This is a genomic window from Prevotella sp. MGM2, from assembly GCF_002933955.1.
Lineage (GTDB): Bacteria > Bacteroidota > Bacteroidia > Bacteroidales > Bacteroidaceae > Alloprevotella.
Genome location: NZ_BEWW01000303.1, coordinates 1 through 24,546, shown reverse-complemented (window position 1 = coordinate 24,546; position 24,546 = coordinate 1). Strand labels below are relative to the sequence as shown.

At 53.0% G+C, this 24,546-nt stretch carries 19 protein-coding genes and 1 pseudogene; all 20 read right to left on the bottom strand.

Going from position 1 to position 24,546, the window contains the following annotated elements:
* Nucleotides 1–41: 41 nt before the first annotated feature.
* Complete coding sequence (rpoN, locus tag C5S62_RS11045; RefSeq protein WP_104405435.1) at nt 42–1,532, bottom strand: RNA polymerase factor sigma-54; 1,491 nt, start codon at nt 1,530–1,532, stop codon at nt 42–44.
* A 252-nt stretch (nt 1,533–1,784) separates the two neighbouring features.
* Nucleotides 1,785–3,365 (bottom strand): annotated as a pseudogene (locus C5S62_RS11040) (glycoside hydrolase 43 family protein).
* Nucleotides 3,366–3,752: 387 nt separating this feature from the next.
* On the bottom strand, nt 3,753–4,307 hold the full coding sequence (locus tag C5S62_RS14060; protein ID WP_104405433.1) for a DapH/DapD/GlmU-related protein: 555 nt from the start codon (nt 4,305–4,307) through the stop codon (nt 3,753–3,755).
* 21 nt (nt 4,308–4,328) lie between these two features.
* Nucleotides 4,329–5,423: a gliding motility protein GldN gene (gene gldN / locus C5S62_RS11025; RefSeq protein WP_104405432.1), complete on the bottom strand. Its 1,095-nt coding sequence runs from the start codon at nt 5,421–5,423 to the stop codon at nt 4,329–4,331.
* 43 nt (nt 5,424–5,466) lie between these two features.
* The gene (gene gldM, locus C5S62_RS11020) at nt 5,467–7,020 is read right to left on the bottom strand and encodes a gliding motility protein GldM (RefSeq protein WP_104405431.1); all 1,554 of its coding nucleotides are present in this window, start codon (nt 7,018–7,020) and stop codon (nt 5,467–5,469) included.
* Nucleotides 7,021–7,035: 15 nt separating this feature from the next.
* Nucleotides 7,036–7,923, bottom strand: a complete 888-nt coding sequence (gene gldL, locus C5S62_RS11015; protein WP_172485988.1) for a gliding motility protein GldL — start codon at nt 7,921–7,923, stop codon at nt 7,036–7,038.
* Nucleotides 7,924–7,953: 30 nt separating this feature from the next.
* Nucleotides 7,954–9,345, bottom strand: coding sequence for an SUMF1/EgtB/PvdO family nonheme iron enzyme (locus C5S62_RS11010; protein WP_223301228.1), 1,392 nt, complete (start codon nt 9,343–9,345; stop codon nt 7,954–7,956).
* 167 nt (nt 9,346–9,512) lie between these two features.
* Nucleotides 9,513–10,526 (bottom strand): PorP/SprF family type IX secretion system membrane protein, encoded by a 1,014-nt coding sequence (locus tag C5S62_RS11005; protein WP_371411204.1) that lies wholly within the window; start codon nt 10,524–10,526, stop codon nt 9,513–9,515.
* 445 nt (nt 10,527–10,971) lie between these two features.
* Nucleotides 10,972–12,456: a BACON domain-containing protein gene (locus C5S62_RS11000; protein WP_104405428.1), complete on the bottom strand. Its 1,485-nt coding sequence runs from the start codon at nt 12,454–12,456 to the stop codon at nt 10,972–10,974.
* Nucleotides 12,456–12,995: an aspartyl protease family protein gene (locus C5S62_RS10995; RefSeq protein ID WP_104405427.1), complete on the bottom strand. Its 540-nt coding sequence runs from the start codon at nt 12,993–12,995 to the stop codon at nt 12,456–12,458. The genes C5S62_RS11000 and C5S62_RS10995 overlap by 1 nt, the downstream gene beginning before the upstream one ends.
* A complete protein-coding gene (locus tag C5S62_RS10990; RefSeq protein WP_104405426.1) occupies nt 12,982–14,328 on the bottom strand; it encodes a hypothetical protein in 1,347 nt (448 codons plus the stop codon). The genes C5S62_RS10995 and C5S62_RS10990 overlap by 14 nt, the downstream gene beginning before the upstream one ends.
* Nucleotide 14,329: 1 nt before the next feature.
* On the bottom strand, nt 14,330–15,280 hold the full coding sequence (locus C5S62_RS10985) for a hypothetical protein (protein ID WP_104405425.1): 951 nt from the start codon (nt 15,278–15,280) through the stop codon (nt 14,330–14,332).
* Nucleotides 15,281–15,294: 14 nt separating this feature from the next.
* A complete protein-coding gene (locus C5S62_RS10980; RefSeq protein WP_104405424.1) occupies nt 15,295–16,395 on the bottom strand; it encodes a hypothetical protein in 1,101 nt (366 codons plus the stop codon).
* 477 nt (nt 16,396–16,872) lie between these two features.
* Nucleotides 16,873–18,672 (bottom strand): translational GTPase TypA, encoded by a 1,800-nt coding sequence (typA, locus tag C5S62_RS10975; protein ID WP_104405423.1) that lies wholly within the window; start codon nt 18,670–18,672, stop codon nt 16,873–16,875.
* A gap of 82 nt (nt 18,673–18,754) precedes the next feature.
* Nucleotides 18,755–19,678, bottom strand: coding sequence for a class A beta-lactamase (bla, locus tag C5S62_RS10970; RefSeq protein WP_104405422.1), 924 nt, complete (start codon nt 19,676–19,678; stop codon nt 18,755–18,757).
* A gap of 562 nt (nt 19,679–20,240) precedes the next feature.
* Nucleotides 20,241–21,056, bottom strand: a complete 816-nt coding sequence (locus C5S62_RS10960) for a hypothetical protein (protein ID WP_104405420.1) — start codon at nt 21,054–21,056, stop codon at nt 20,241–20,243.
* The gene (locus C5S62_RS10955; protein ID WP_104405419.1) at nt 21,044–21,781 is read right to left on the bottom strand and encodes a hypothetical protein; all 738 of its coding nucleotides are present in this window, start codon (nt 21,779–21,781) and stop codon (nt 21,044–21,046) included. Before C5S62_RS10955 ends, C5S62_RS10960 begins: the two co-directional genes overlap by 13 nt.
* A gap of 1 nt (nt 21,782) precedes the next feature.
* The gene (locus C5S62_RS10950) at nt 21,783–22,517 is read right to left on the bottom strand and encodes a hypothetical protein (protein WP_190311584.1); all 735 of its coding nucleotides are present in this window, start codon (nt 22,515–22,517) and stop codon (nt 21,783–21,785) included.
* 67 nt (nt 22,518–22,584) lie between these two features.
* Nucleotides 22,585–23,232, bottom strand: coding sequence for a hypothetical protein (locus C5S62_RS10945; RefSeq protein WP_104405417.1), 648 nt, complete (start codon nt 23,230–23,232; stop codon nt 22,585–22,587).
* Between the two features lie 8 nt (nt 23,233–23,240).
* Entirely contained in the window at nt 23,241–24,377 is a 1,137-nt protein-coding gene (locus tag C5S62_RS10940) for a caspase family protein (RefSeq protein WP_172485986.1), read from the bottom strand.
* Between the last annotated feature and the right edge of the window lie 169 nt (nt 24,378–24,546).

Sequence of the window (24,546 nt, the reverse complement as noted above, 5' to 3'; positions counted from 1 at the left end):
TTGATGATTTGAATAGGGGGAAACGTTCCGGGCCGGCTCCGTCAGTTTTTGCGCAACCGTGCCGCGAGTATGCCCATCTGCTCGCGGTATTTCGCCACCGTCCGGCGCGCCACGGGCAGTCCCTGCTCGCGCAGCCGTGCGGTAATGGCTTCGTCGGAGAGCGGCCGTTTCTTGTCTTCGGCCTCGATGATGTCGCGCAAGGCGGCGCGCACTTGGCGTGTTGACACTTCGTCGCCGCTTTCGGAGGTGAACTGTGAGGAGAAGAAGAACTTCAGCGGGTAGAGCCCGTAGTCCGTCTGTACGTATTTGCTGCCTGTCACGCGCGACACGGTGGAGATGTCCACTCCGGCCCGAGCGGCCACGTCTTTGAGTACGAGGGGGCGGAGAAGGGCCTCGTCATCGTTTTCGGTGAAGAAGGGTTCCTGCAGATCCACTATGGCCTGCATGACGGCCATGAGTGTATGCTGCCGCCGCGCTATGAGTCCGATGAAGGCCTGCGCGGCTTCCACCTTCTGGCGGGCATAGACGTAGGCTTCGCGCTGGTGGCGTGTCAGGCTGCCGCGGCGTGCGGCATACTGGCTTATGGAGTCGCGGAAGGCGCGGCTTACGCGCAGTTCGGGCACGTCGCCCTGATTGAGTTCAACGAGGGGCAGTCCGTCTGTTCCCACTGTCACGAAAAAATCCGGCAGGGCGGTCGGCGCTTCGGCGGACTGCCCGCTGCCCAGGGCGCTGCCTGGCAGAGGATTGAGGTGGGTAAGTACGTGGCGCACGTGGCCCAGTGTTTCCTCGTCGATGTTGAGCGTGCGGCACACGGCGTCCCAGCGTTTGACGGTGAAGTCCTTGAAGCAGCGGTCCACCACCTTGATGGCCAAGGCTTTGTAAGGCGATTGCAGGTCGGGGTCGGAGAGTTGCAGCCGCAGGCATTCCTGTAGCGAGCGGGCGCCTATGCCGCGCGGTTCGAAGGTGTGGAGCACGTTCAGAAGGCGTTCCAGTTCCCCGACCGATGTCATGACGTTGTGGTAGATGGCCATTTCGTCGGCCATGGTCTCCAGGTCCTTGCGCAGGAAGCCGTCGTCGTCGAGCGACCCGATGAGATAGTCCATCACTTCACGCTCGTGTGCGTTGAGGTCGTGCTCCCCCATCTGCCGCACGAGGTCATCATAGGCCGATGTGCCGCCCGTAAGCGGCATTTCGTTGCGCCATCGCGCCTCGTCGGCCCGTTCCTGCAGATAGGCCGGCACATCGTCTTCGCTCATGTAGTCGCCCAGCGAGTCGCCTATTTCTCCCCCCTGCCCTTCCGTTTCGGTTTCGGTCCCGCTGTCATCGCCGTTTTCCTGTCGGCTTTCGTTTTCGTCGTCGCCGTCGCGTTCGGCGGCCGACTCCTCCAGCGCGGCGTTGTCCATCATTTCGTTCTGCACGCGTTCGGCCAGGTCGGCCAGCGGCAGTTCCACCAGGCCGGCCAATGCCACCTGTAGCGTGGAGAGCTGCTGCAGCTGTGCCTGTGTCTGCGTTTGTTCCAGTTTTTGGGCCATAGGCGTTTTTTTGATTCTTTATTTACGGAAGCAAACTTACGCAAAAATGACGGAATAGCGCGTAAAAAAATCCGAAGAATTGCTGTCTGTCTTGTTTTTCATTCTGTGGCATTTGTCTTTAACAACACTGCCTGCACGCCCGATTTCCGGCGTGCAGGCAGTGTTGTTTTGATGTGGGCGATGGCGTGTCCGTCTGTTTCCGGATTGTGTCCGTTGAGGCGGTACGGGCAGGTGTCCTCAATGCAGCGTTTCTTATTTGTTGTAGAAACGGAACCAGTTGAAATCTGCCACGCCGCCGGCCCCTTCTTCCGTTTCCGAAAAGTTGAACAGCGCGAAGCGGTTGGCCGTCCAGGGATATCCCAGTCCCATGCGGAGCACTTCTCCTGCCGGATGGAAGTCCGTTCCGTCAAGACTGTAGTACAGGCGGGCTGTGAAGTCCTTGTCGGTGACGCGGGCCCTGATCCACACTTTATCCTGATTAAGGCGGCCGATGACGGTTTCCGTCTTTCCGTTGTGGCATACAGCCAGTTGGCGGATGCCCTTTTCCTGGCGCACAGCCACATAGGCATAAGGGTTTTGGAACACTCCGAAGCCTGCCACGTTGCCGTCCTTGAGCCCTGTCACATCCATTTCCACCGTACCCGTTGACAGTGGTCCCTGTACTCTCTGTGTGAGGGTGTTGCGGGCATTGGTCAGGTCCTTGGCAGGCAACGCCTTCAGGCGCATATATCCTTTCCGTTCCGAAAGCGACCATTGGGCGTTGTCCGGATTGTGGTTCCATTGCCACTGCAGTCCCAGCCGGGTTTTGCTGAACTCATCGGTGGTGGCGGGCGCCTTGGTGGGGTAAGTCCTGCCTACGTCCGGTTTCCGGTAGACAGTGGCATCCTTTCCGCCGACGCCCGGTATGGGCCATCCGCCGACCCATTTCACCGGTAGCAGATGGGGCACGCGGCCTATGGCTCCGCGGTCCTGCATGATGATGAACCACCATTCGCCGTTTCGGAGCTGCACCATGCCTCCCTGATGGAGGCCGTTTTCAGGGTAGGAGCTGTCGTCCTGCAACACCACTTTGTGCTCATACGGGCCGTAAATGTTTTTGGAACGCAGGCACACCTGCCAGCCCGCTGTTCCTCCGGCGGGACACAGAATGTAGTACATGCCGTCAATCTTATACATGTGGGCGCCTTCCATGGCGGCGCTCTTGCCCGAATGGAAGGCATCGTCCACTCCCTTGTTCCATATCTCCACATTCCCGCCTTTGACTGACCTGACGTCGGCGTTCAGTTCGGTGACGTACAGCCGGCCTTATCCGTGTACGACATACACCTTGCCGTCATCATCGAAAAACAGTCCCGGGTCGTAGAGATATTCCGGAAAGATGCTTCTCTTCCATGGTCCTTCGGGCTTTTCGGCCTCGTAAACGGAGAAATGGCCCTTTTCGGTGCCCCATCCGTAAGGCGTGCAGAAAGCCACATAAAACTTCCCGTTGTGATGGCGGATGGAGTTGGCCCACGCCCCGTTCAGGTAGAGCGTCCTGCCCTGCATGTCGTAGCCCGGATCCTCGTCATAGCGTTCCACGGCATAGCCTGCCATCTCTCAGTTGACAAGGTCTTTCGACCTGACCACCGGCGAGCCGGGCACGTAGTGCATGCTGGTGGAAACCATGTAGAACTCATCGCCCACGCGGATGATGTCGGGGTCGGGCCAGTCGCCCCACATGAGCGGATTGGTAAATGTGCCGTCGCTGTTGTCGGGCGACCATATCTGCTGTGCCGGCGCAGGGAGCGTGAGGCCGATCAGAAGCCATCCTGCCGCAAGGGATTTTATTTTCATCGTCATATGTTTTTTTGAATGGTCAGCAAATTCTTTTAAGGGGATGCCTCTCCCTTCTTGTGTGAAGGGGGCGGCGGGGAAACCGGAGGAAGACGGTAGAGCGGCCGGCTGAGGACAAACAAATTTACTGAAAAATGATGGAACATCGCTCAAAAGTAAGGGCGATTGATAAGTGTCTTGTTATCAAGGCTGCCTCTCAGGGGTTGAAAAGCATTACTTGGAATTTAAATTGTAAGTATTGCTTTTCAAATTCCAAGTATTGCTTTTCAGAGAATGAACTCTCAGGTGCGGAGGTCGGTTTTCATGCGTGGTGTGAGTGCCTACATAGCCTGCATGGGAAAAGACACCTTCGGGGATATGAACAATGCGGGAGAGGCGGCGCGGAGTTTATCTGACGAAGCCTGTCTTTGTGTGTTCCAGCTTTTCGCGCATGGCTTTCCGGGCTTCCATGGATATGTTTTCCGTGAGGGTGTAACCGTTTTCGAAAACGGGACTGGTTGCCATGAGCTGTTTGTTTCTGTCGATGAAATCCTTCAGCGAACAGATTACTTTTGCCGGAGATCCCGCCGCGACAGTGTTGGCGGGTATGTCTCTCGATACGGTGCTGTTGGCTCCTATGATGGCGTTGTCGCCAATTCTGACGTTGGGGAGGATGACGCTTTCAGCGCCCACGAAAACGTTGTTGCCAATGGTCACGTTGCCTATTTTCGTGTATCCCAGATGTTGATAGGTGCTGGTGTCGTGAGCCAGAATGTGCACTCTCGGGGCCAGTGTGACGTTGTTGCCTATGTGGATGTGCCACACGTGTGAGGGGTCGATGATGACTCCGTGCATGCACTTGAAGTTTTTTCCCACTACGAGGCCTCTCTCTATGAGCTCTTCAATGGTGTAGCGGGCCAGAAGGCGGAGGATTTTCTTTCTGAAGTATTTTTTGAGAAACATGGGTGGGACGTGCCTGAAGGATCAGTGGCGTTGCCGGCGTACGCTGTAGCTGCCGCGCGACGAGGAGGACGGAGAAGATTTAGGCTTGGGTGTTCTCTGGCGTTTTTGGGCCACGGCCGATGATTTGGCCGACGGTGATTTTCCGGTAGCGGTGCCTGCTGAGGTGCGTCGGCCGGTGGAGCGGGCTGTGCGTGCGGAGGGTTTCTTCTGAGTGGCGGCAATGCTGTCGGCCTGGGCTTTTTGGGCGGCGGCTTTGGCCATGACTACGGAGTCGCGTCCCCACATGCGGTCCTGGAAGTCGGTCATTTCCTTTTCAATGCGGCGTTGCTCGCGGGTCACGGCCGAGTCTGTCTCACAGTACTGCGTCAGGAGGCGGTCCTGTAGGTTGGTTGTTTTATAGATGTCGCCTTTGTAGGCGCCTGTGGTGAAGAAATCGTCGGCCGATATGGTGGCGGCGTTGTTGAGGTTGCTGCCCATGAGCATGAGTTTGCCGAGCTGTGGCGCCGCATCGTCGTATTTTATCCAGAACATGGGATATTGTGATTCGCTGTCGCCGAAGTCGCCGCCGCGCTTGAGTACGGGACACAGGGCCGTTACCTTTGAGCGGAACGAAGCCGTGTGCTGGTCGTAGTAGTGGCTCACCTTGATGAAGTAGGCCTTTACCTCTTCGGAGGGGAGGTCGGCATCGTTGACGCGTATTTTGCTGCCGTTTGTTTCGTAGAAGATGTGGTAGCGGTCAAGGATGTCGCGGGCTTTCACTTTGTTTTTTTCCGAAAAGTCCTCGCTGCCGTCGAGTTTGTAGTCGTAGGCCTGCAGTTGTCCGCGCAGCATGAGCTTGAAGAGGCGTGTGAAAAGGTTTTCGCGTCCTCCGGCCGGTATGGTGGGATAGTAGAGCACGGCGTTGTCCTCTTTGGTAAGGTCGAGCGAAAGGTATATGTCGCGCCTCCAGGCGGCATCGTCGGGCATGGGTTGCGCCGTGGGGAAATCGCGGTAAGCCACTCCCTGCGGCGTGGTGCTCTGGTTTTTCTTTTCGTCCTTCTGGCGCAGCCTGGCCGGTGGTTGTGCTGCCGCCGCAAGGGCTGTGAGGCTGAGGATGATGGCTATGATATGTTTCATCGTTGTGAGAGTTTTCAGGGGTTGTTCGGTATGGTCGGCATGGTCAGTTCACGATGACCTCGACTGGCTGCGGGAGTGTGCGCTCTGTGCCGTCGGGGCCTGCTACGCGTACCCGGGATATGTAGAAGCGTCCCCCGCGGCGCAGTGAGCGTATGAGTTCGCGCTGTGCGCCGGTGATGCGGGAGCCGGCGGATGTTTCGGGTCTGAAGTTGCCCATGCGGTCGGCAAAGACGGCTTCGAATCCGAGCACGCGGAAAGGGATGTCGAGCAATCCGTCGTCGATGGCGGCGCCTATCTCCTGTGCACCCAGAATGCTGCCTTTGGCCAGTCGTCCGCCCTTGAAGCGGTCGGTGCCTACGGCTATGTAGGCTGTCGGGTCGGGCAGTTTACGCACTTTGAAGGCGAACGTTCCCATTGTTTGCCGCTTGCCGCCCACTTCGCCTGTTACGGTGAAGATGACGTCCTGTCCTACGGCGGAGGGGCGTGCGGTGTATTTTCCTTTGCCGTGTGGGGTGAGCTGGCCGCCGGTCATTGAAAGGCTGATTTTGTCGGCCGGAATGCCGGAGGCCGATACGCTTACTGGGTTTTCGAATCCGGCGTAGAGCACGTTCATGAGGTCGGCCGCTACGGTGGCGCCGCTGGGCGGGGCCAGCACGTTGTAGCGTTGCGTGAAGTTGCGGCGGATGGTTTCGCCGGTGTTGTTGCGCATGATGATGTGTCCCGAGAAACTGTATTCTCCTGGGCCGCCTGCGGTAAAGGAGTAGGTGCCGTTGTCGGCTATGCGGCGGCCGTTAACGTAGATTTCAGGGCGTTGTGTGGTGTCTACCGCAGCCATGAAGATGTTGGAGCGGAAAGTCTGGCCGGGGAAGAGCGTGGTGGCTTCGGGCAGTACGTAAGCGTTGAGCTCGTTTACGCGGATGTCCTTCATGTCAATGTTGGCTATGAGGCTGTGGAGCACTTCGCCTTCGGCCTGCCGAACGTCGCTTTGCAGTTTGGTGAGCATTGTTACGGCTGCGATGGATGGCATGGCCTCAAACATGTGCTCCTGCCAGTTCTTGCCGGCGTTTTCGGGGGTCTGGGGCACTTCTGTGGTGAGGTTGGAGGCTATGAGCGCGCGTTGGCGGCCGTCGGTTATGAGGGCAAGGATGCGCTGGCGGAAGTGGTCGATGCCGCGTTTGAGGGCTTCGCCTTTTCCCCTTACCGGGGCCAGCATGATGCGTCCGGCGGCGTCGAGGTCTTCTTTGTTTTCGAGCGCCGAGGGGTTGCCTTTCGGACCGTCCGCTTCGCGGGCTATGGCCCAGCGCAGCTGTTCGGCAAAGTTGTAGAGCGAGTCGGACATTTGTTTCACCGCTATGGCTTTGTCGTACCACGGGCGCACTTTCCCTGGATTGGCCTTGAGCTGTTCGGCAAGGTCTTTGTATACGGCTTCGTTTTCCTTCACAGCATTGCCGGTGGTGCGGTTGAGGCTTTCGCCTACGAGGTCGAAGCCCTTGAGCACTTCGTTCGAGACGTTGAGCGCCAACATGGCCAGCAGGACGATGTACATGAGATTGATCATCTTCTGGCGGGGTGAGACCGGTCTTTTCTTTACTGTCATTTCGGGTCGGGCGGTTTATTGGTCGGATGGTGCGGGAGCGTTGCCGCGCATGTTCACGGTGAGGGCTTCGATCATGCGGCCGTACACGTGGTTGAGTTCTTCAATCTGTCGGGCGAGTTTGTGGGTCTGGTCGTTGATTTGGTCGATGGTGCCTACTTGCAGGCTGATGCCTTTGAGATGTAGCTCGTAGACCTTGTTGATACCCGTGAGAGTGCGGTTGAGGTTGTCCATCTCTTCGCTGTCGCGTGTGAGGCGCGCGCTTTGTTCGTCCACTTTGGCAAATGTGTCGGCCAGCGTCCGGAGTTGTCCGATGTAAGTCTGCGTGGCCTCCTCCATTTCGGGCGAGAGGACGGCTTGTGCGCGGCGCAGCAGCTCGTCGTTGGCGGCGCGTATGATGGCGGCCAGTCGGTGTGCCTCGTCGGCGAAGGGTTCTTCGCCTTGCGGCGTGGCGGCGGCGATGGCGGCCTGTGCGGCCTTGACGGGATCGGCCGTTGTGTTGCTGCCGTTGGCGGCAAGGATAACCGTTGCGCCTTGTGTGGCTTTTCCGGCCCCTTGCGGCGCGTCTTCAGTCTCTTCCTCTGTTTGGTCCTCCTCTTCTTCCTCGTCCTCCAGTCCGAGCCGCCGGGCTATTTCCTCGTCCGTCTCATAGTCGTTGGGCAGTTCCTTGCCTATTTCAGTCTTGTCGAAGGGCCGGTCGAAAGCCGAGAGGAAGAATACGATGACCTCCGTTCCCATGCCGATGAAGAGCATGAGGTTGCCACCCGGCAGGTGGGTCAGTTTGAAGAGGGCGCCTAGAATCACGATGGCGGCTCCCCAGCTGTAGGCGTAGTTGAGAAACGTCTGTCCGGGCACACTGTCCATCCAGTGTTGCAGGCGGACAACCAAATTTATCTTAATGGCCATGTTCGTCAGGAGTGTTTAGAGAGGTGAATGTTATTTCCGTTTCTTTTTTGAGGGGGCGTTGCTGCTGGTCGTTACGGCCTTTGAGCGCACGCAGCGGAAGCCTATGTAGGAGCGTGGCTGGTTTTGGTATTCCCATGTGCGCCATGCCGAGCGTATGTAGGAGAGAGGGTCTTTCCACGAGCCGCCGCGCACGCTCTTGCGTTTGAGCACATAGGGGTCTTCCTTGGCGGCACTGTAGCTCAGCTGGGGATTGAGGTCGGCCATGGCCTCCACGCCAGCTTCGGTGTAGACCGTGCTGGTCCACTCGGCCACGTTGCCTGCCATGTCGAAGAGTCCGTTGGAGTTGGCGCCGTAAATGCCCACGCGTGAGGTGATGAGGTTGCCGTCATCGGTATAGTTGCCTCGGTCGGGTTTGAAATTGGCAAAGAAACATCCCTCTTCGCTTTTCGACTCCATGCCCTGCCACGGGAAGGGGTTGCCCTCCTTGCCGCGTGCGGCATATTCCCACTCTATCTCCGTGGGCAGCCGGTAGCGCTGTATGTAGCGCGCCTGCGGCCCCATGCCGCGCATGAGGTAGTCGGTTCGCCAGGCACAGAAAGCCTCAGCCTGCTCCCACGTCACGCCCACGACGGGATAATCGTTGTAGGCGGCCGAGGAGAAGTAGAGCTTCATGTAGCTTTCGTTGTTGGCATTGGTAAAGTCGTTCACCCAGCACGTCGTGTCGGGATATACGTGCACGATGTACGTGTTGAGGAAGTCGTAGGGCGATGACAGCGGCCGTTCGATGGTTTGTCTGACTATTTCGCCGTTGTCGTCGATGTAGGCCGTGTCTTTCGAAATCATCACCACCTCGTCGGGGTCGGTCGCGCGGTCGGTGTTGAGGTTGCGCTCCCTCGGGTCGAGGCGGTATTTGCGCAAGGCGGCCTTTTCGTAGTCGTATATCTCGTAGCGGTAGGTGAGCTGCCGTGTGTCGAGCATGGTGGTGCCGTCGATGGGATGTGTCACGTAGACGCTCCTGATGGCCCGTTCCTGATCCTCGGTGGGCTTGCGCCAGGGAATGGGCTTGGACCAGTTGAGGTGGGGCGTCACCGGTTCGCCGTTGCGGTCGGTTTCTATCTTGTAGGTCTCGTCGCCGCCGTAGGAGGGGTCGGCCAGGCGTTCACGGATGATGCTGTCGCGCACCCATTCCACGAACTGACGGTACATGGAGTTGGTCACTTCCGTCTGGTCCATCCAGAAACCGTCCACCGAGATGTCCTTTACGGGTGTCAGTATGCCCCATAGCGAGTCGGCATCGGCCATGCCGGCCTTGAGGTAGCCGCGTTTCACCTCCACCATGCCGAAAGGCGTCGGTTCGTTGAAGGCGGCTCCGCGAGCACCCGTCACTTCGCCGCCGTTCATCATGGCGCGACCGCTGCCCATGCACGAGACAATGGCCAGCACTGAGAGAAAAACAACAATCATGCCCGAAAGCCGTTTGAGTCCGGTTCCGTGGCAGATGCCTTTGCTGTTAACGGAATGTATCATATATATAATATAGGTGTCTTTATGAGAAAATGTGATGGCACTCTTGGGTGCCGCTGCCCGTGTCAGAGAAATCTCACGCTCTTGTGCAGGTTTTTGCCGCGCTTGCCCAGGTTCAGGTCGAGGCGGTATCCCAGCGTCACTTCATGCTGTCCCGCGCCGATGCCCATACCGCCCGTGAAAGCCTCGTAAGAGTAGCTCAGGTCAATGCCGTGGAACGTTCCGCCGAAGAACATCGCCACCGAGTGCTGCGGACTGTAGTTGGCGCCGCCGTAGAGCCGTTTTTTTCCGCTGGCGTAGTTGATCCGTGCCGTGAGGTCGGCGCGCAGGTCCGTACCGTCGTAGCGCAACATGACGGAGGGAACTATAGTCAATAACGGTGTGCGGGTGCGGATATTGTAGCCGGCCGTGAAATTATATAGAGATTTAACTTTTATCTCGTTCGTTTCGCCCAGTATGACCGTCGGTGCCGTGAGATGCTGTACGGCCACGCCGGCATACCACGCCTTGCGGGTGTACCACAAGCCGGCGGAGGCGTCGAATTTCGAGCCGCTCAGCTTTGACGAGGGGAAGGCGGGGTCGTTCGCGTCGCCCAAATCGGCCTTCGAGCCGTCTACGCTCTCGTTGAGCATGTCGGCTTCGGCGCCGATGCCCAGCACGCCGCCGAAGAGTTTCAGATGGTAGGCATACTGCACGCTGAAGCGCTGGTGGGCAAAGAGTCCGAACTGGTCGTTTTGAAACACCACGCCCACGCCATGACGCGTCCGCCCCAGCTGCAGGGCCATGTCGGCGCCGGCAAACATCGTGCCTCCGGCGTCCTCAAAGCCTGCGGCGTGGCTCTGATAGCCCGCGTTGATGGAGAGTTGCGGCGATCGGCCTGCCGCCGCCGGGTTGAACTGCGTCTCCAGCTGCCAGTAGTGCAGAAAAGCCGGTTCCTGCTGCGCCACGGCCTGCGGGGCCGCTGTTGTGAGAACGATGCCTACGGCGGCCATCCATCGGCAAAAGGCTCCGCCCTTTAAGGGCAGAACCGCTGCTGCCGGCCGCCATGGCCGCCATGATGTAAGGGGTTCGCTGTTCACCTGGTGCGATTGCTTTGAAAGCCGGAGGGAAATGTCCCTTATGGCTGAGTAGCGGCAAAGTTAAGAAACAGTTTTGATTTTATTGGATTTTATGATGATTTATTTTCTATTGCGCCGTTAACATTTTTAACTTTCCGTTACATTCCGGCGTGTTAAAATATAGGTTGCCGGCGGGGGATTTTCAAAAGTCCGTACCGGAATTTCAAATCCAAGTATTTGTGTTGGATTTATAATATAGGCATTTGAGGGGAGAAAACGGTGTTTCTTTGCGGGAAAAAGGCGGGTAAATAAACAGGAAACGGGCTATTTTACTGTAATAGTCCGCTTCCTCCGGTGCAAAGATACGGCATTTTCCTCCGGAAAGCAAATAGTGTTAAAAAGTTCCGTCTGCTTCTGTCCGCCCTGTCCGTCGGTGTGTGCCGTCTGTCCGTTGCTTATGAGAAACTCATGTCGTAAAGGTAAATCTGTTATTGTCATTTCTGGTGAGCGCGTTGCCGGAGGCATCCTGAATGACAATATCGAACGACAGTTCGCCGTCAAATCCGTTGGGCATGTTGAGCGATGAATACGGCAGGAACAAGGTCATGTTGAAAGTGGTGTCCTCATAGGGTGCCGTGTCTGTTTTTGATGTGCGCACCTGTCCGTTGCCGTCGGCTCTTTTGAGTAAGGTCACATTGTCACTGTGGTAGAACCATGCGATGGCTTCGATACGGCGGTCTTTCATGCCGCTGACATCGAATTTCAGTTTTATTCTCATGCCTTTCCTTTCTCCCTGATAAACGTTGTGCTCCTGGTCGATGCTGGTTATCGAGGCCGTGGGGCCGGGGTTGGCTTCCTGTGAAATGTTTATGCGGAATCTTTTCGAGCCGGTCATCACTTCCATGTAGTCATTGCGCGGTGAACGGCTGTTGTTACGTTCGCATACCAGCGTGAAACCTGATGAGGTTTTGTTTTCGATGCGGCCCCATTGGGCTGGTTCTATGACGATTTCCCACGGGGTGTTTGAAGAGACGGTGAAGGCCTGGGAACCGCCTTCGTAACCGATATTGAAAGATTCGGGCGAAACTCTCAGAAAGTCCTCTGTGACGGGGCTTTCTTGGGAGGATTGGTTTTTTCCCTGTGAGACGAAATCGTTGCTCTGATCCGCTTTCTGATGTTCCTGTTCTTCCGCTTCTGAATGGATCTTGCTGTTTGACGGTGTTTTTTGCCATTCGGAAATTCCGGCTACTGCTGCCCATAGGCATAACATGCAGACGGCGCCGGTCAGCAGCCGTCTCTTTATTTTACTTTTCTTCGGGTTCCCTTTTATATCTTTTTTCAGGCGTTCTATCTCCAGGTTCTTGGCTTTTATGAGACTGATGAAAGCACTGACTTTTTCTATCTCGGCATCGGTCTTGGTGATGTAAAGGTTGGCGTATCTTTTGGTAGCCTCGGCAATCTGGCCGGCGGTCGAGGCCTCAAGGCTGATTTCCTTACAGTCGAATATTGAGATGGAGAAGTCTGCCGGGGGCAGTTCCTGCGTGCTTTCGGCCGAAATGTCGATGGCGTCGGTGATTTGACGGGTGTATTCGTTGATGGCGACGCTTTCAGCGGCATAGCTTTTGGCGGCCCACTTCACGCAGGCCTTCGAGTCAAGGCGGAGAATCTCCCCCCTTTCCAACATTTTGGCGTATATGTCGTCGAAAATTCGGAACAGATGGTCGATGTTGCTGTAAATGCGGTTGATGCAGACGCATGCTCCGAAGTAATGCCTGTCGTTGAGCTTACGGACGTAGCCGTAGTAAAGCAGATTGTCCTTGCGGTGAACGACAATCTGCACGGTGTTTTTGGACTTCTTGAGGAAATCCTTGAAGAAAGCGCTGGTGTGGTCCTGCGGATAGGAGGCGAACCCTTCCGGCAGGATTCCGAAAAAATAAACAATGGGCTTCATTACTGGAACCTGATGACTTTTTTCTCCAAATCTACGGTGTATGACTTCTTGGCCAGATTGTCGATGACGGACGAGCCGATGAGGATTTCCGCTCCCGGATTGTCCACCACCGTTGCCTTGATGTCCCTCAGCGTGTGGGACTGGCCGTTTTTGTCGGTTATGGTTATTTCTCTGATGTTGTATACATCGTTCTTGATTACTGTGCCGTCGGCAATGGAACTGACTGTCTCGCCAAGGTAATCGTCTTGGGTCAATGTTTTGGACTTCAGCAAATCTATCAGTTCCAATGAAGAAATCAACATGCCGGAGCATCCGGTGTCAAAGATGGCGTCGTAGCCGTTGGTTCCATTTAGCTTGATGTGCACGGTTTTGAGGTTGCCTTCCGTTTTCTTGAAACTGATTTCAAACGAACTTTTGGAGACTTTTGGCTTGGCCGGGGTGTTGGGAATGGCATAAGGGTCGTATTCGCTCTTCTTGGATTGGCAGGAGGAGAGCAACAGGAGGACTGATATTAAGGCGAGTATTTTATACTTTTTCATTGTTCTTTATTTTTTGTCGTTGGTTATGAGGTGTTTCCGGCAGTGTTTCAGCTTCTTTTGGGGAGGGTATGACGGCCCCACCGCTGTTTACTTTATTTTCAGGTTTAGATGGCTGTTTGGGAGGTTGGGGTCTGGAAACAGGGGATTTGACCTCTTGTGACGCAGCTTCCAAGATGCCATCGCTAAAGCTGTTTTGGTTTATTGGATCATCTTTAGATTTGCCAGTCTCCTCAGGTTCTTCGATGCTTTGGTTTTCCTGTGTGGCTGGATTGGGAGTTGTTTCCACACCGGTGATTTCGGTGGTGTCTTGACTGCTGGTGTTTGGCTCGGCAATATTTTGCGGGTCTCCGCATCCTTTCATGCTAAGCACCATTATCAGTGCTATCGTCACCAGCAGGACGGTGTTGACGGCCGGTAGCAGGGCCAACCAGTTGGCTTCGGGTTTGACTGGTATAGGAATTGGGCCTTCTGTTTTTTGTTCCTTGACTTTGCCTATGACTGCGGCGATGCTTTCAAGCTTGGTATTCAAGGTCTTGTTGGCGGCTTGCAGGTCGCTTTTTTCCTTTGTGAGGACGTTGACCTGCTTTTTGAACTGGTCCAACTGGTGGCCGGCCGAGGTGCAGGAACTGGCTATCTCTTCGTTCAGCTTCTTGATTTGCTCCTGTAGGTCTCCAATCTGCCGTGTCTTCCCTTCAAGTTCGGCCTGTGCCTTTCGGCATTGCTGTATGTAGGCGTTGGTGTTGGACAGCAGGGCGTCTTTCGTCTCGGCGTTTTCGGTGACGATGATTCTGCCTGCGGTTCTCAGATGTTGTACGAAGGCTTTGGCGTCGCAGTCCTGCACGTTATAGTAAATGTCGTTCCTTAACTCTGTCTGTGGCTTGAAGGCGGCATCGAAGTCCTCTTCCAGATTGACATAACCGCTTTTGACGGCGGCCGCCACCTTGTTGAGCAATCCTGCATCGTTGAAGTCGTGAATGAGATACTTGCCGTTGCTGTCGATGCAGGAGCCGGCCACCGTCTCTTTTATCGCTCTCTTCAGGAGTGCGTGGACTTCGCTGACGAGGCAGCAGTACTTCTGGGGGATAACCAGTGAAAGGGCGAAGAAACTCGTGCGGTTGGCCATGTCTTTGATGTTGACTCCCAACTGATAGGTGTACACGCTGTACCAGACGTTTTTCCAGTACCGGACCTCCACAATCAGGGCTTGCGGGTCCTTGATGCGGTTCATTCCCTCGAAAAAGTCGTCGACGATTTTCTGAGAGAGGGAACCGTCGATGCCGGCAGTTGTCAAAGAACTGCCGGCGGTCGGTTTACCGTGAATGATGATGTCCATGTCAGAATTTTCTTGTGATTTCTTTCCATAATTCGCGGGGATATACGTCACTGGATACGTGATAGGGCTGATTTTTGTTGCCGAAGTCGTCAACATCTTCGGAATACTTTCCCGTGCAGAAGGTCTTAAAAGCGAAGTTGTCGTATGTAAGAAATCCTCCTAACCCCGTCACCTTCATCGACCCGAACAGTTGCGGGTAGTTAAGTTCAGCATCTTTTCTGGCTCCCTTCAGGTTGGTGCATCCGTGGATGTTGCCCAGCATTGTTTTGTCTATTTTGTTGTATAGCAGGATAATGCGGTCTCTTTTGATGTCGATGCAAGGATAGAAATGTTCCAGAAAACGTCGCGTATAGCCTTTCCTGTATTCTACGTTCTCCCTGAATGAAATAGGTGAGTCCAGGTCTGTCAGTGTGACATATATTTTGGGATTGGAGCTTGTCATGATGGCAGACAGATAGGGTTTTACACTATCATTTACTCCTTCCTTTATTTTTTGGGGATCTGTTGTGTAGAAGTCTTCACCAGGAGCTTCAAGCAGTTTGGCCACCTCTTCGCCGCTTTTATTATATATGGAAACCAAAAGATACTCTACGGTTCCGGATAAGGCTGTTGTCGTGTCTAATTTTTCTTTAAATTCCTTACAGTCATTGTGATATTTGTATGTGTTCAGGAATGTCGGATCTGTTTTTATCGTATATCCCTGATCACGTAAGTATTTGGCCAGACGGACCAGAATCATGGATTTTCCGCTTGACGCCGGACCTATGAATATGACAATCGGTACGGTATGGTTGGTAATGCTCAGTGTGGCTATCGTCCTATGCGTCGGTGTGAATTTTTCTTCTACGCGGTTTTGAACGGTTTCGTCAGACTGTCCGGTTGCTGTTCCGAAAGTGTTTTCTTGTAGGTCTTTGGGCTGGGAGATGTCTTCTCCTGTAACAATTGTAGGCATAGCAGGTGTGTTTTTTATAAATCTTGTTTGCGGAATAAGGTAAAGAGAATGAACGATATGATGTCGAAAATCAAGGCGATGACAATCCATTGTAGCATGGTCATGCCGGCCAGGCGATGGGAGGTGATGTCGCTCCATACGGATATGGTGTCGAACATGCGCGAAGAGGGGTATACGTTGAAACCTGTGGTGTCGTTGCCTGATTTGACAACGCTTTGTCGGACATATCCGTCAGGCATTTTGGCTATTACCTTGGCATTCTGTTGGTCATTGTATTTGTAGAAAGCGTCTACGGAGCCGTCTTTCAACACGGCAGGCAGGTGTTTCTCTTCCAGTTCGCTGATGGGGTCGAACAGCTCGTTCAGTTCCGCGTTCTGATTTTTCTTTCTGTCGTAGAAGTCTTCGATGACGGCGAGCTTCTTGTTCAGTTGCTCTGCCATGCGTGCGGTATATTTCGTGTACAGTTCGGGAAACCGGTTGCGTTGAGTGACGCCGATGTCTCCCGAGTCGCGTTTTTTGTCAAAGATGGTGTAGTTATTTTTGTCGGCATAGATTTTTGAATCGCTGGAGAGGATATTTGACGTAGATGTGAGGATGCTTATGCAGGCTTCGCCAAATCCGGCGTGATGTTCCATGGTGTTGAGCAGTTCTCTGCCGAAGGATTCGATATTGGTTTGAACGGAGGCCTTCACCGCCATTTGTGCCGAGTGTTTTTGGTCTTCTATGTTCTTGTTGTTCTTTGTCGTGTTTTCCTCGATGTACTTTTTAGCGCTGGCCAGTTCCTTTGTGAGAATGGTGTAGCCGTGTTTTTCCACGAAGAAGTAGTGGACATTGGTCATAAAACTGAACGTCCAGAACAGGAGAAATCCGATTAAACTGAAAGCGAATGTGGCCCGTGAGGCGCCTATGCGCTTTTGCATTTCCCCTATCACGTTTGTCAGGCACCAACTGGCAATGATAGCTACTATTAACACCAAAACGAAAATAAGCCAGAGATTGGTGCCGTTCAGGAGGTTGAGCGACAGTGAAGACGCTGTAAAGTAAGCGCTGAAGCCTGTAAATAGCAGATAGCCTGCCAGGCAGGCCATTTTGAGAATAAGTTTACCTCTGTTCATGATTATTGATTTTTTGTAAGTGTTTATATGTTTTGTTGTTTTTGCCGCTGTTTGTCATTTAATATAACAGTTGTGGATTTTGATTTTTGTTTATCGTTGTAGAATAGTAAGACTAATTACGGCATATTATTGTATAATTCACGGTAATTGACATGCAAATGTATGTAATTTTATTAATATAATAAAAATATAGTGGAATATTTTACAAGTGTGTATTTTATTATTTTAACTGTTTAAACAGTTTCTCTGATTATAATCTGCGGATGGATGACACGTAGTAAGGATATGATGGGTGTAGGGTGACAGGTTTTGAACAGTTGTTTCAAAACATTCGTGTGCTTTCGGAAAACAGCGGCAAGATGTGGTCTAAAAAAGTCCGTATTGCAATTCAAATTGCAATACGGACTTTTGAAATTCCAAGTAATGTTTTGGCGCCTTGAGGTAATGTTTGCCTGAGCGCCATTATGGGTGTGGCCCTTACTCGCGGCCGGCGCGTTTGCGGGCGGTGTGGTCGAGAATGGTTTTGCGCATGCGCACCGATTTGGGCGTTACTTCCAGATATTCGTCTTCCTTGATGTACTCCAGAGCCTCTTCAAGGGAGAAGATGATGGGCGGTACGATGCGTGCCTTGTCGTCGGCGCCCGATGCGCGCATGTTGGTGAGCTGCTTGGCCTTGGTCACGTTGATGACCAGGTCGTTGTCGTGGACGTGTTCGCCCACCACCTGTCCGGCATATACGTCGTCCTGCGGGGAGATGAAGAATTTTCCGCGGTCCTGCAGGTGGTCGATGGCGTAGGCAAAGGCTGTTCCGCCTTCGAGGGCTATCATGGAGCCGTTGGTGCGGCGCTGTATTTCGCCTTTGAAGGGCTGGTATTCCTTGAAGCGGTGGGCCATGATGGCTTCTCCCTGGCTGGCTGTGAGCACGTTGGTGCGCAGGCCGATGATGCCTCGTGAGGGAATGTTGAATTCTATGTCCACGCGTTCGCCCATGTTTTGCATGGAGGTCATCTCGCCCTTGCGGCGTGTCACCATGTCTATCATTTTGGAGGCGAACTCCTCGGGTACGTTGATGGTGAGCTCTTCGATAGGCTCGCACTTCTGTCCGTCTATTTCCTTATAGATGACCTGTGGCTGGCCCACTTGCAGTTCGTAGCCTTCGCGGCGCATGGTTTCGATGAGTATGGAGAGATGGAGCACGCCCCGTCCCGACACTATCCAGCGGTCGGCTCCCTCGGTTTTCTCAACGCGCAGGGCGAGATCCTTCTCGAGTTCCTTCTCAAGGCGGTCGTTTATGTGGCGTGAGGTGCAGAACTTGCCTTCCTTGCCGAAGAAAGGTGAGTCGTTGATGGTGAAGAGCATCGACATGGTGGGTTCGTCAATGGCGATGGTGGGAAGCGGTTCGGGATTTTCGGAGTCGCAGATGGTGTCGCCGATCTCGAAGTTCTCCAGTCCCACCACGGCGCAGATGTCGCCGCTGCCGACGGAGTCGGTCTTGTGCCGCCCCATGCCTTCGAAGGTGTGCACTTCCTTGATTCTGGTTTTCTCCATGGTGCCGTCGCGGTGGGCTATGACGCAGTTCATGCCTTCGCTCACTGTGCCCCTGTGGACGCGTCCCACGGCTATGCGTCCGGTGTAGTTGGAGTAGTCGAGCGATGTGATGAGCATTTGCGGCGTGCCTTCGAGCTGTTGTGGCGCCGGTATGATTTCTATGATTTTGTCGAGCAGGTAGTCGATGTTTCCGGTGGGTGTGTTGTAGTCTTCGCCCATCCAGTTGTTTTTGGCCGATCCGTATACAACTGGAAAGTCGAGCTGATCTTCGGTGGCGTTGAGGTCGCACATGAGGTCGAATACCATTTCGTAGACTTCCTCCGGCCGGCAGTTGGGTTTGTCCACCTTGTTGACCACCACGATGGGCTTGAGCCCTATCTGGAGGGCCTTTTGCAGTACGAAGCGCGTTTGCGGCATGGGGCCTTCGAAAGCGTCTACGAGCAGGATGCAGCCGTCGGCCATGTTGAGCACGCGCTCCACCTCTCCGCCGAAGTCGGAGTGTCCCGGGGTGTCGATGATGTTGATCTTTACATCCTTATAGCGTATGGAGACGTTTTTTGAGAGGATGGTGATGCCGCGCTCGCGTTCGAGGTCGTTGTTGTCGAGCATGAGGTCGGCTGTCTGTTGGTTTTGGCGGAAGAGGTTTCCGGCCATGAGCATCTTGTCCACGAGGGTGGTTTTGCCGTGGTCCACGTGGGCAATGATGGCAATGTTACGAATGTCTTGCATATATGTTGATACCTAATACCTTTGAAAATCGGGTGCAAAGTTACTTCAAGCCGGGCTAAGGGCCAAGTTCCGGCGGTTGTTTTTATGGTTTGCGGTGTCGGCGGCCGGACTTTTCCGTCTGTCGGGTCACGTGTTCGAACACGGTTCGTGATATGTCGGCTATGATACGTGCGTTGGTCACTGGCGCTTCGGCCGAGTCCTTCACGAATACGGCTATCACGTAGCGTTGGCCTGAGGGCAGGCGCACGAATCCTATGTCATTGGTTCCCGTCCACCGTTGCCGGCTGTTAAGGTCGCTGGTTCCTGTTTTGTGGCCGATGACGGCTTTTGTTTCCATCAGCGGCAGGGGCAGACGGTCCATGCCGGTCTGGCAGGTTATCATCAGGCGGCGTATGAGGCTCTGCACGTCGTGGCTGAAGAGCATTCTCGTTTCGAAGCGTTCGAGCAGCCGGGCGGCGTCGAGCGGCGAGGTGCGGTTGGCGTAACAGGCTTTCTCGCTGGCGTGCATTTCGGCTTCGGTGGCTGTGATAACCGTTTGCCGGAGGCCCAGCGAGCGTATGTAGCGGTTCACGTAGCGTGGGCCGCCTATGAGGTTGAAAAGGATGTCGCAGGCGTTGTTGTCGCTTTGCTGCAGGGTGTACCGGAGCAGGTCGCCGATGCTCACTCTCACGCCGCCGCCGGGATATTGGTCGCGCAGAGGGCTCCAGGTGTCGGGCAGGAGCTGCTCGGGCGTGATGTATATCTTGTCGGTGATCTGACCGTCTTCGTGTTGCAGGAAATTGGCTACGGCCAGTGCCTGATGAAATTTCATGACACTCATGAGCGGATAATCCGCCGTGTTGTTTACAGTAGTGGTTTCCAGTCCGTTAACGATTACCGCCACACCTATCTTGGCATCATAGGGAGCGATGACTTCTTCTATCTTGGCTTGCAGCAGGGAGTCATCCTGTGCCTTGGCCGTGACTGCCGGCAGGAGCAGTAAGAGGAGGATGATTTTTTGTTTCATATTGCTGGTCGGGATGTTGATTTGCGGTGTTCTGCAATGTAGCTGTTCGGGTGATGTTTCGCTTGGGGGGCAAAGGTACGATTTTTTCGGGGATTTCTTTGTGTAAAAACATTACTTGGAATTTAAATTGTAAGTATTGCTTTTCAAATTCCAAGTAATGTTTTTTCCGGAGGCGTTCCGTGCCTGTTTTTTTGAGGGTCGCTTTAGGGAGGGATTGAGCAAGGAGGCGCGGTGTGTTACCGCTTTGCGCTTTCCCGGCGGCGGTATTTTCTACGGCTCTCTTTTCTTCGGCTGGTCTGCCGGTGTTGGCGACAGGTTACGGTCAGGTCCTGAATATTTTACCGCCATTCCTGTCGTTTTGCAAAAAATGATTTTATTTGGAAGTCTATTTGTTTTCCATCTAAAACTGTTTTCGGGCGTTGTGTGCATTGGTTGAAGTGGCGGGCTGTCCCGCGTATGAACTACAAGCCCCCGCAAGCAATGCATTGCTTGCGGGGGCTTGTAGTTTTGAAAAAGAGAAAGTGCAACATTAGACAGGGCATAAACAAGAATCCGAATAAGGTTAAAGAACCGTATAGTTCCAGAAATGCAGCACGTTGTAGGCTTTTGAGGTGTTTACATGGGTCATGTAGGCTTTGCCTTTGCGGTGTGCCTCCTTGCGTGAGAGGGTACATCCCTTTCTGTAGTAAGTCATGAGTGCGAGCCTGTAGAGTGCGTCCATATCGTTTTTGTCTGTCTGCACTATTTTTTCGTAGCACTGGTATGCTGTCGTATAATCTTTGTTGCGGTATGCTTCGGCGGCTTTTATTTTAAACGATTTGATTTCTCCGCCGTTACTGATATCGTAAATCTTGCCGCTTTGGGCATCTGTATATATGGTTTCATCGAACACGTTCCGCTGGCCTCCTACGATGTAAGTTTTACGTACACAGGTCTTAATGCAAGGCATGGTGGACGCCGACAGTTTGCCTTCTTCGAATTCTGGCTGTACGCCGAAGTATTCGTTGCTCCTGATGTCGTAGTCTACTTTCATGATTTTGTCCTTGTAGATGTATTCGTATATCTTGTTGATATACATGACGGAAGTCAGGAAGTCAAAACTATGGCTGCTGGTATGGCTGTCGTAGCTGAAGTGTCTGAAGTCGTTGGGGATGTCTATTCCGCTTACGAGCTCACTGTTGGCGTAGAAGCATTCTTTCATTGATTTCTGCAGGTCGTATGCCCTGTTCGGGTCGCTTGTGTAGCCCATGGCCTTCATGCTGCTGTAGAAGTTCTCAACCGCAGCTGGTGTTTTTGGGAGTGCCGCTACGATGTGGGCGGTGATGACCAGCATGGCTAGCAGAGTGGCGCGTATTCTCAGCTTTTTTATATTTTCCATGGTGTGATGGTGTATATGAATCCGAAAGTATAGGTCCTGATGTTGGCGGCTGTATTCGTTTCCTTGAAAAGTTTGTAGTGTGGCACATCAGCGTAGAGTCCTAGTCCCTGAAGTGCGCCTCTTCCGTTAATCCGGATGGCGTAGTGGCTGGTTAGTCCTTTCCGTAGGTTGCCGGTAGGCACGGTTCCGGTGGAAGTGTTGTATTTTATGGGAATGTCATATCGCAGTCCGGCTTCCACAATGACGTGCGTTGCACTTGTTATTCTGCCTATGTTAAGCAGCAGTCCGCCTCCCAGTTGCAGACGTTTCAAGTTGTTATGCAGGTACCCGTCCAGTTGCTCATAAGTATTCTTGAATTGGTTGATTCTGTAATGCGCTGAGCCGAACAGGCCCCAGTTGAATGCTCCGGGACGGAAGGTCTGGTACCCCAACTTGCCCCCTGTGGTAATGTCGGCGAAGATGTCGCGGGCCGTTATTCCCGTCACATCGTAGTTTCTTGTCTTGTAGCGGTCGGCCTGTCCTGTGGTGTTGAGATGTGTGTAGGTGTAGGCATTGTCGAAGAGCATGGTGTTGGTCAGTTTGTTGAGCCATGCTGTGGCTATGTTGGATATGGCGAAGGAATAGATGTTGCTCGTTCCCACATCGAGCTTGTAATAAAAGTGCTGTGCTTTCGTTTGTGCCAGCATTGTCACAGAAAGCATGCCTATCAATATGGTTCTTTTCATGTTATTCGTTGTTTTTGTCATTACCTGTTTTCCTGAGTTCTGTAATAAGCCAACCGCTGTTTGTACCCTGTCGGCCTATCTCCTCAACGGTGAAAGCATATCCCGGCACATCGGAGAAGCAGAAGATCAGTTTGTCCACACTTATGAAATCTATGGCTCTGCCGACACACATTCCGAAGAAGAATGATATGTCATCTATTTCCTTGTCTGCAGACCGCATGGCCGGCGTGAGCTGACGGTTGGTTTGAAAGATGTCCTGCAAGCTCATGAAATGCGTTTCGTGGTCAACGGGACTTATGGTGAGTCGCTTTTCGTTGTATAGTCCCAGTTTATCCAGTCCCTTTACCTCACTTATGGTCCAGCGCAGTTTGCCCTTGACCGTTTTCTCCATCTTCATGATCAGACTGATGCCGTAGTTCTTTCCTGCGTATTTCACTCTGCATCGTGCCTCGGCCTGTGTGCCGGCCGATTCGGTTGATAGTCGGCCGTCCCATGTGGCGGCGGCGCTGGCGAAGTTCAGGATGCTTTTCTTGAAGTCGGCATCGGAAAGTCCCTGATGCGACATTCTGAAGTCAAACAGCGAGATGATGTTTTCTTCTCTCGCATTCTCGGTAGTAAGACCAGGTTTTGATTCGTCACCGTTGAAACGGGCTGTGAACTCATCTATACTTTTCACTTGTGCCATAAAGTCCCTTTTAAGGTTGATGTCAGGGATATGGTTCTGTGCCTTTATCATTGCGGTTCCAAATACAAGTACGGTTAATAGTGCGGATATGAATATAACTTTATGATTCATCTTGTTGTTAGAGTTTCTTGGTTGACAGAACGTATATGTCTCCAAGGAAAGCCTCGAAGATCTCTTTTCCTGAAGGAAGTTGTTTATAGATGATGTAGCAGCGTATTTTCTTACTTGTCTTGTCCGAATATGTTATTTTCCCGTCTCTGTATCCGATGAACTTTTGAGTGAAGTAGGCTACACATTCATAATTGCCGTTGGCCGACTTTTGAATGTTGTCCACGCGCACGGCATCGGCTGATTCTATGACAATCTTCTCATAGTTCATCTTTGACTTGCCTGTAGCCGGGTCATACAGTTTATAAATGTAAGATTTCAGTTTCTGTGAGCTGCTGTATGCGCGGTTGGTACTGGAGGTCTGTATCTTGACGCCGGTGCTGTTCACGCGTCTGTCCAAGTCTTCATCGTAGTAGCTGTATGCTTCCCCTTTTCCCATGAATAGCTTGAACAGATTAGTTACGCTTTCACTTCGATTTTGATGGGAGAGTTTTTTGTCAACAACGCTTGAGAGTGAACTCTGAAATTCGTCAACTTTTTGTTTTATGCGTTGTTGGAATATTTTTTTCTGATTGTCTGTCAGTTCTTTTTGCGCTTGCAGATTTCCTGTGAAGAGGCTGAATAATAATAGAGAGAGGAGAATTTTGATATGTTTCATAATTTTTTTTATCGGGTTCTTATTTCATGTACGGTGAGTACGCCCTGTTCCTGACTGATGACATTCACCTGTACAATGAAAGGTGATAGACAGATGCGGCGTAGGAAGTCGGTCGGATTCTCATAGTCGACAACGGTTTCCATATCGCTGCCCACAGTCATTACTTTGCTGATGGAGTCGAAATGGCGGCTGGCGATGTCCGGAATCATGGAAAGGCGTTGTGTCTGGTCGGTCTTTTTGTTGACGATGTCGAGCAGAGCCTGGCTCAGCGGATTGGTGTCGCGTCGCGGGCGGTTGTCGGGACGTGGTCGATCATTGTCTGTGATGGAAACCTGCCCGCCCGTTACTTTGAAGTAGGGGTGCTGCTTGTGTCTGGTGCCTTCTTTGTCGATGATGACGCGTGCGGCGCACAAGTCATAGGCTTTTTGGAGTACTGTGTTCCAGTTGGGTGCGATTTTGCCTGCCCCCACCATTTCGAGCGCTTCTATGAGGTCGCACGTGTAGAGTCCGCCGGCGGCGGAGTTACACCAAGATGGTTCCGGAATTTTGCTGGAGGTGGCCATTACCAGACCCTTTGTGGCGAAAAGTTTCTTGTAGTTGTCCGCATTTACGCCGTTCAGGCTGGTGTAGTCTCCTCCCATGGCCCACAAGGGCTTGACGGTTGTCGCTCTTTGCACTACATTACAACAGTTAGAAAGGATGATGGCCAGGCGTGGCCTTTTGACCTGCACCCAATTGGCCAGGGCGGCCATAGGCACCCAGTTCTCCTGGTCTTCAAATCCTGTGTTCATGCAGTATTGTGGCCATGGGTCGTTTTCGTTGTTGGGAGCGTGGGAGCCGTGTCCGCCGTAAAAGGTGAGGATGACATCGTTTTCCTCTACATCCATCTCTTCCAGTACGGTTTTCAGGTTCTCTTTCGTGCAGAGCGTTCCGTCCAGGCAGTGGAAATCCTCATCATAGTCTATCAGGTTGCAGATGGTCTTTATCTTGTTTGTCACGTTTTTCATTTCCACCTGCATGCTTTGACCGATGCTCGGATCGATGGTGTTGCAGAATATTATGGAATGCAGAGTCTGGGCACATGCCGTGCCGCTCGCTATGGTAAGGGCTGTGGAGAGCAGCAGATTATTCAGTAGTTTCCTCATAGTCATTTGGTTCTTTTATTGTTGTTTTTCTTGCAGGAAATAATTGCAGAATCGTTTGACGAATGTGCCGTTGGCGTAGTTGTACTTGAAGAGTATCCTGTCATCGTATTTTACGGGGTCAAGCCGAAAACACGGTGCATGAATTTTGAGAAAAGTGTTAAATTTGTGG

Bases quoted from the DNA above. Each gene is read 5' to 3' on its own strand.
- rpoN (WP_104405435.1), bottom strand. From the start codon at position 1,532: ATGGCCCAAAAACTGGAACAAACGCAGACACAGGCACAGCTGCAGCAG.
- C5S62_RS14060 (WP_104405433.1), bottom strand. From the start codon at position 4,307: ATGTTTCTCAAAAAATACTTCAGAAAGAAAATCCTCCGCCTTCTGGCC.
- gldN (WP_104405432.1), bottom strand. From the start codon at position 5,423: ATGAAACATATCATAGCCATCATCCTCAGCCTCACAGCCCTTGCGGCG.
- gldM (WP_104405431.1), bottom strand. From the start codon at position 7,020: ATGACAGTAAAGAAAAGACCGGTCTCACCCCGCCAGAAGATGATCAAT.
- gldL (WP_172485988.1), bottom strand. From the start codon at position 7,923: ATGGCCATTAAGATAAATTTGGTTGTCCGCCTGCAACACTGGATGGAC.
- C5S62_RS11010 (WP_223301228.1), bottom strand. From the start codon at position 9,345: ATGGGCAGCGGTCGCGCCATGATGAACGGCGGCGAAGTGACGGGTGCT.
- C5S62_RS11000 (WP_104405428.1), bottom strand. From the start codon at position 12,456: ATGAAGCCCATTGTTTATTTTTTCGGAATCCTGCCGGAAGGGTTCGCC.
- C5S62_RS10995 (WP_104405427.1), bottom strand. From the start codon at position 12,995: ATGAAAAAGTATAAAATACTCGCCTTAATATCAGTCCTCCTGTTGCTC.
- C5S62_RS10990 (WP_104405426.1), bottom strand. From the start codon at position 14,328: ATGGACATCATCATTCACGGTAAACCGACCGCCGGCAGTTCTTTGACA.
- C5S62_RS10985 (WP_104405425.1), bottom strand. From the start codon at position 15,280: ATGCCTACAATTGTTACAGGAGAAGACATCTCCCAGCCCAAAGACCTA.
- C5S62_RS10980 (WP_104405424.1), bottom strand. From the start codon at position 16,395: ATGAACAGAGGTAAACTTATTCTCAAAATGGCCTGCCTGGCAGGCTAT.
- typA (WP_104405423.1), bottom strand. From the start codon at position 18,672: ATGCAAGACATTCGTAACATTGCCATCATTGCCCACGTGGACCACGGC.
- bla (WP_104405422.1), bottom strand. From the start codon at position 19,678: ATGAAACAAAAAATCATCCTCCTCTTACTGCTCCTGCCGGCAGTCACG.
- C5S62_RS10960 (WP_104405420.1), bottom strand. From the start codon at position 21,056: ATGGAAAATATAAAAAAGCTGAGAATACGCGCCACTCTGCTAGCCATG.
- C5S62_RS10955 (WP_104405419.1), bottom strand. From the start codon at position 21,781: ATGAAAAGAACCATATTGATAGGCATGCTTTCTGTGACAATGCTGGCA.
- C5S62_RS10950 (WP_190311584.1), bottom strand. From the start codon at position 22,517: ATGATAAAGGCACAGAACCATATCCCTGACATCAACCTTAAAAGGGAC.
- C5S62_RS10945 (WP_104405417.1), bottom strand. From the start codon at position 23,232: ATGAAACATATCAAAATTCTCCTCTCTCTATTATTATTCAGCCTCTTC.
- C5S62_RS10940 (WP_172485986.1), bottom strand. From the start codon at position 24,377: ATGAGGAAACTACTGAATAATCTGCTGCTCTCCACAGCCCTTACCATA.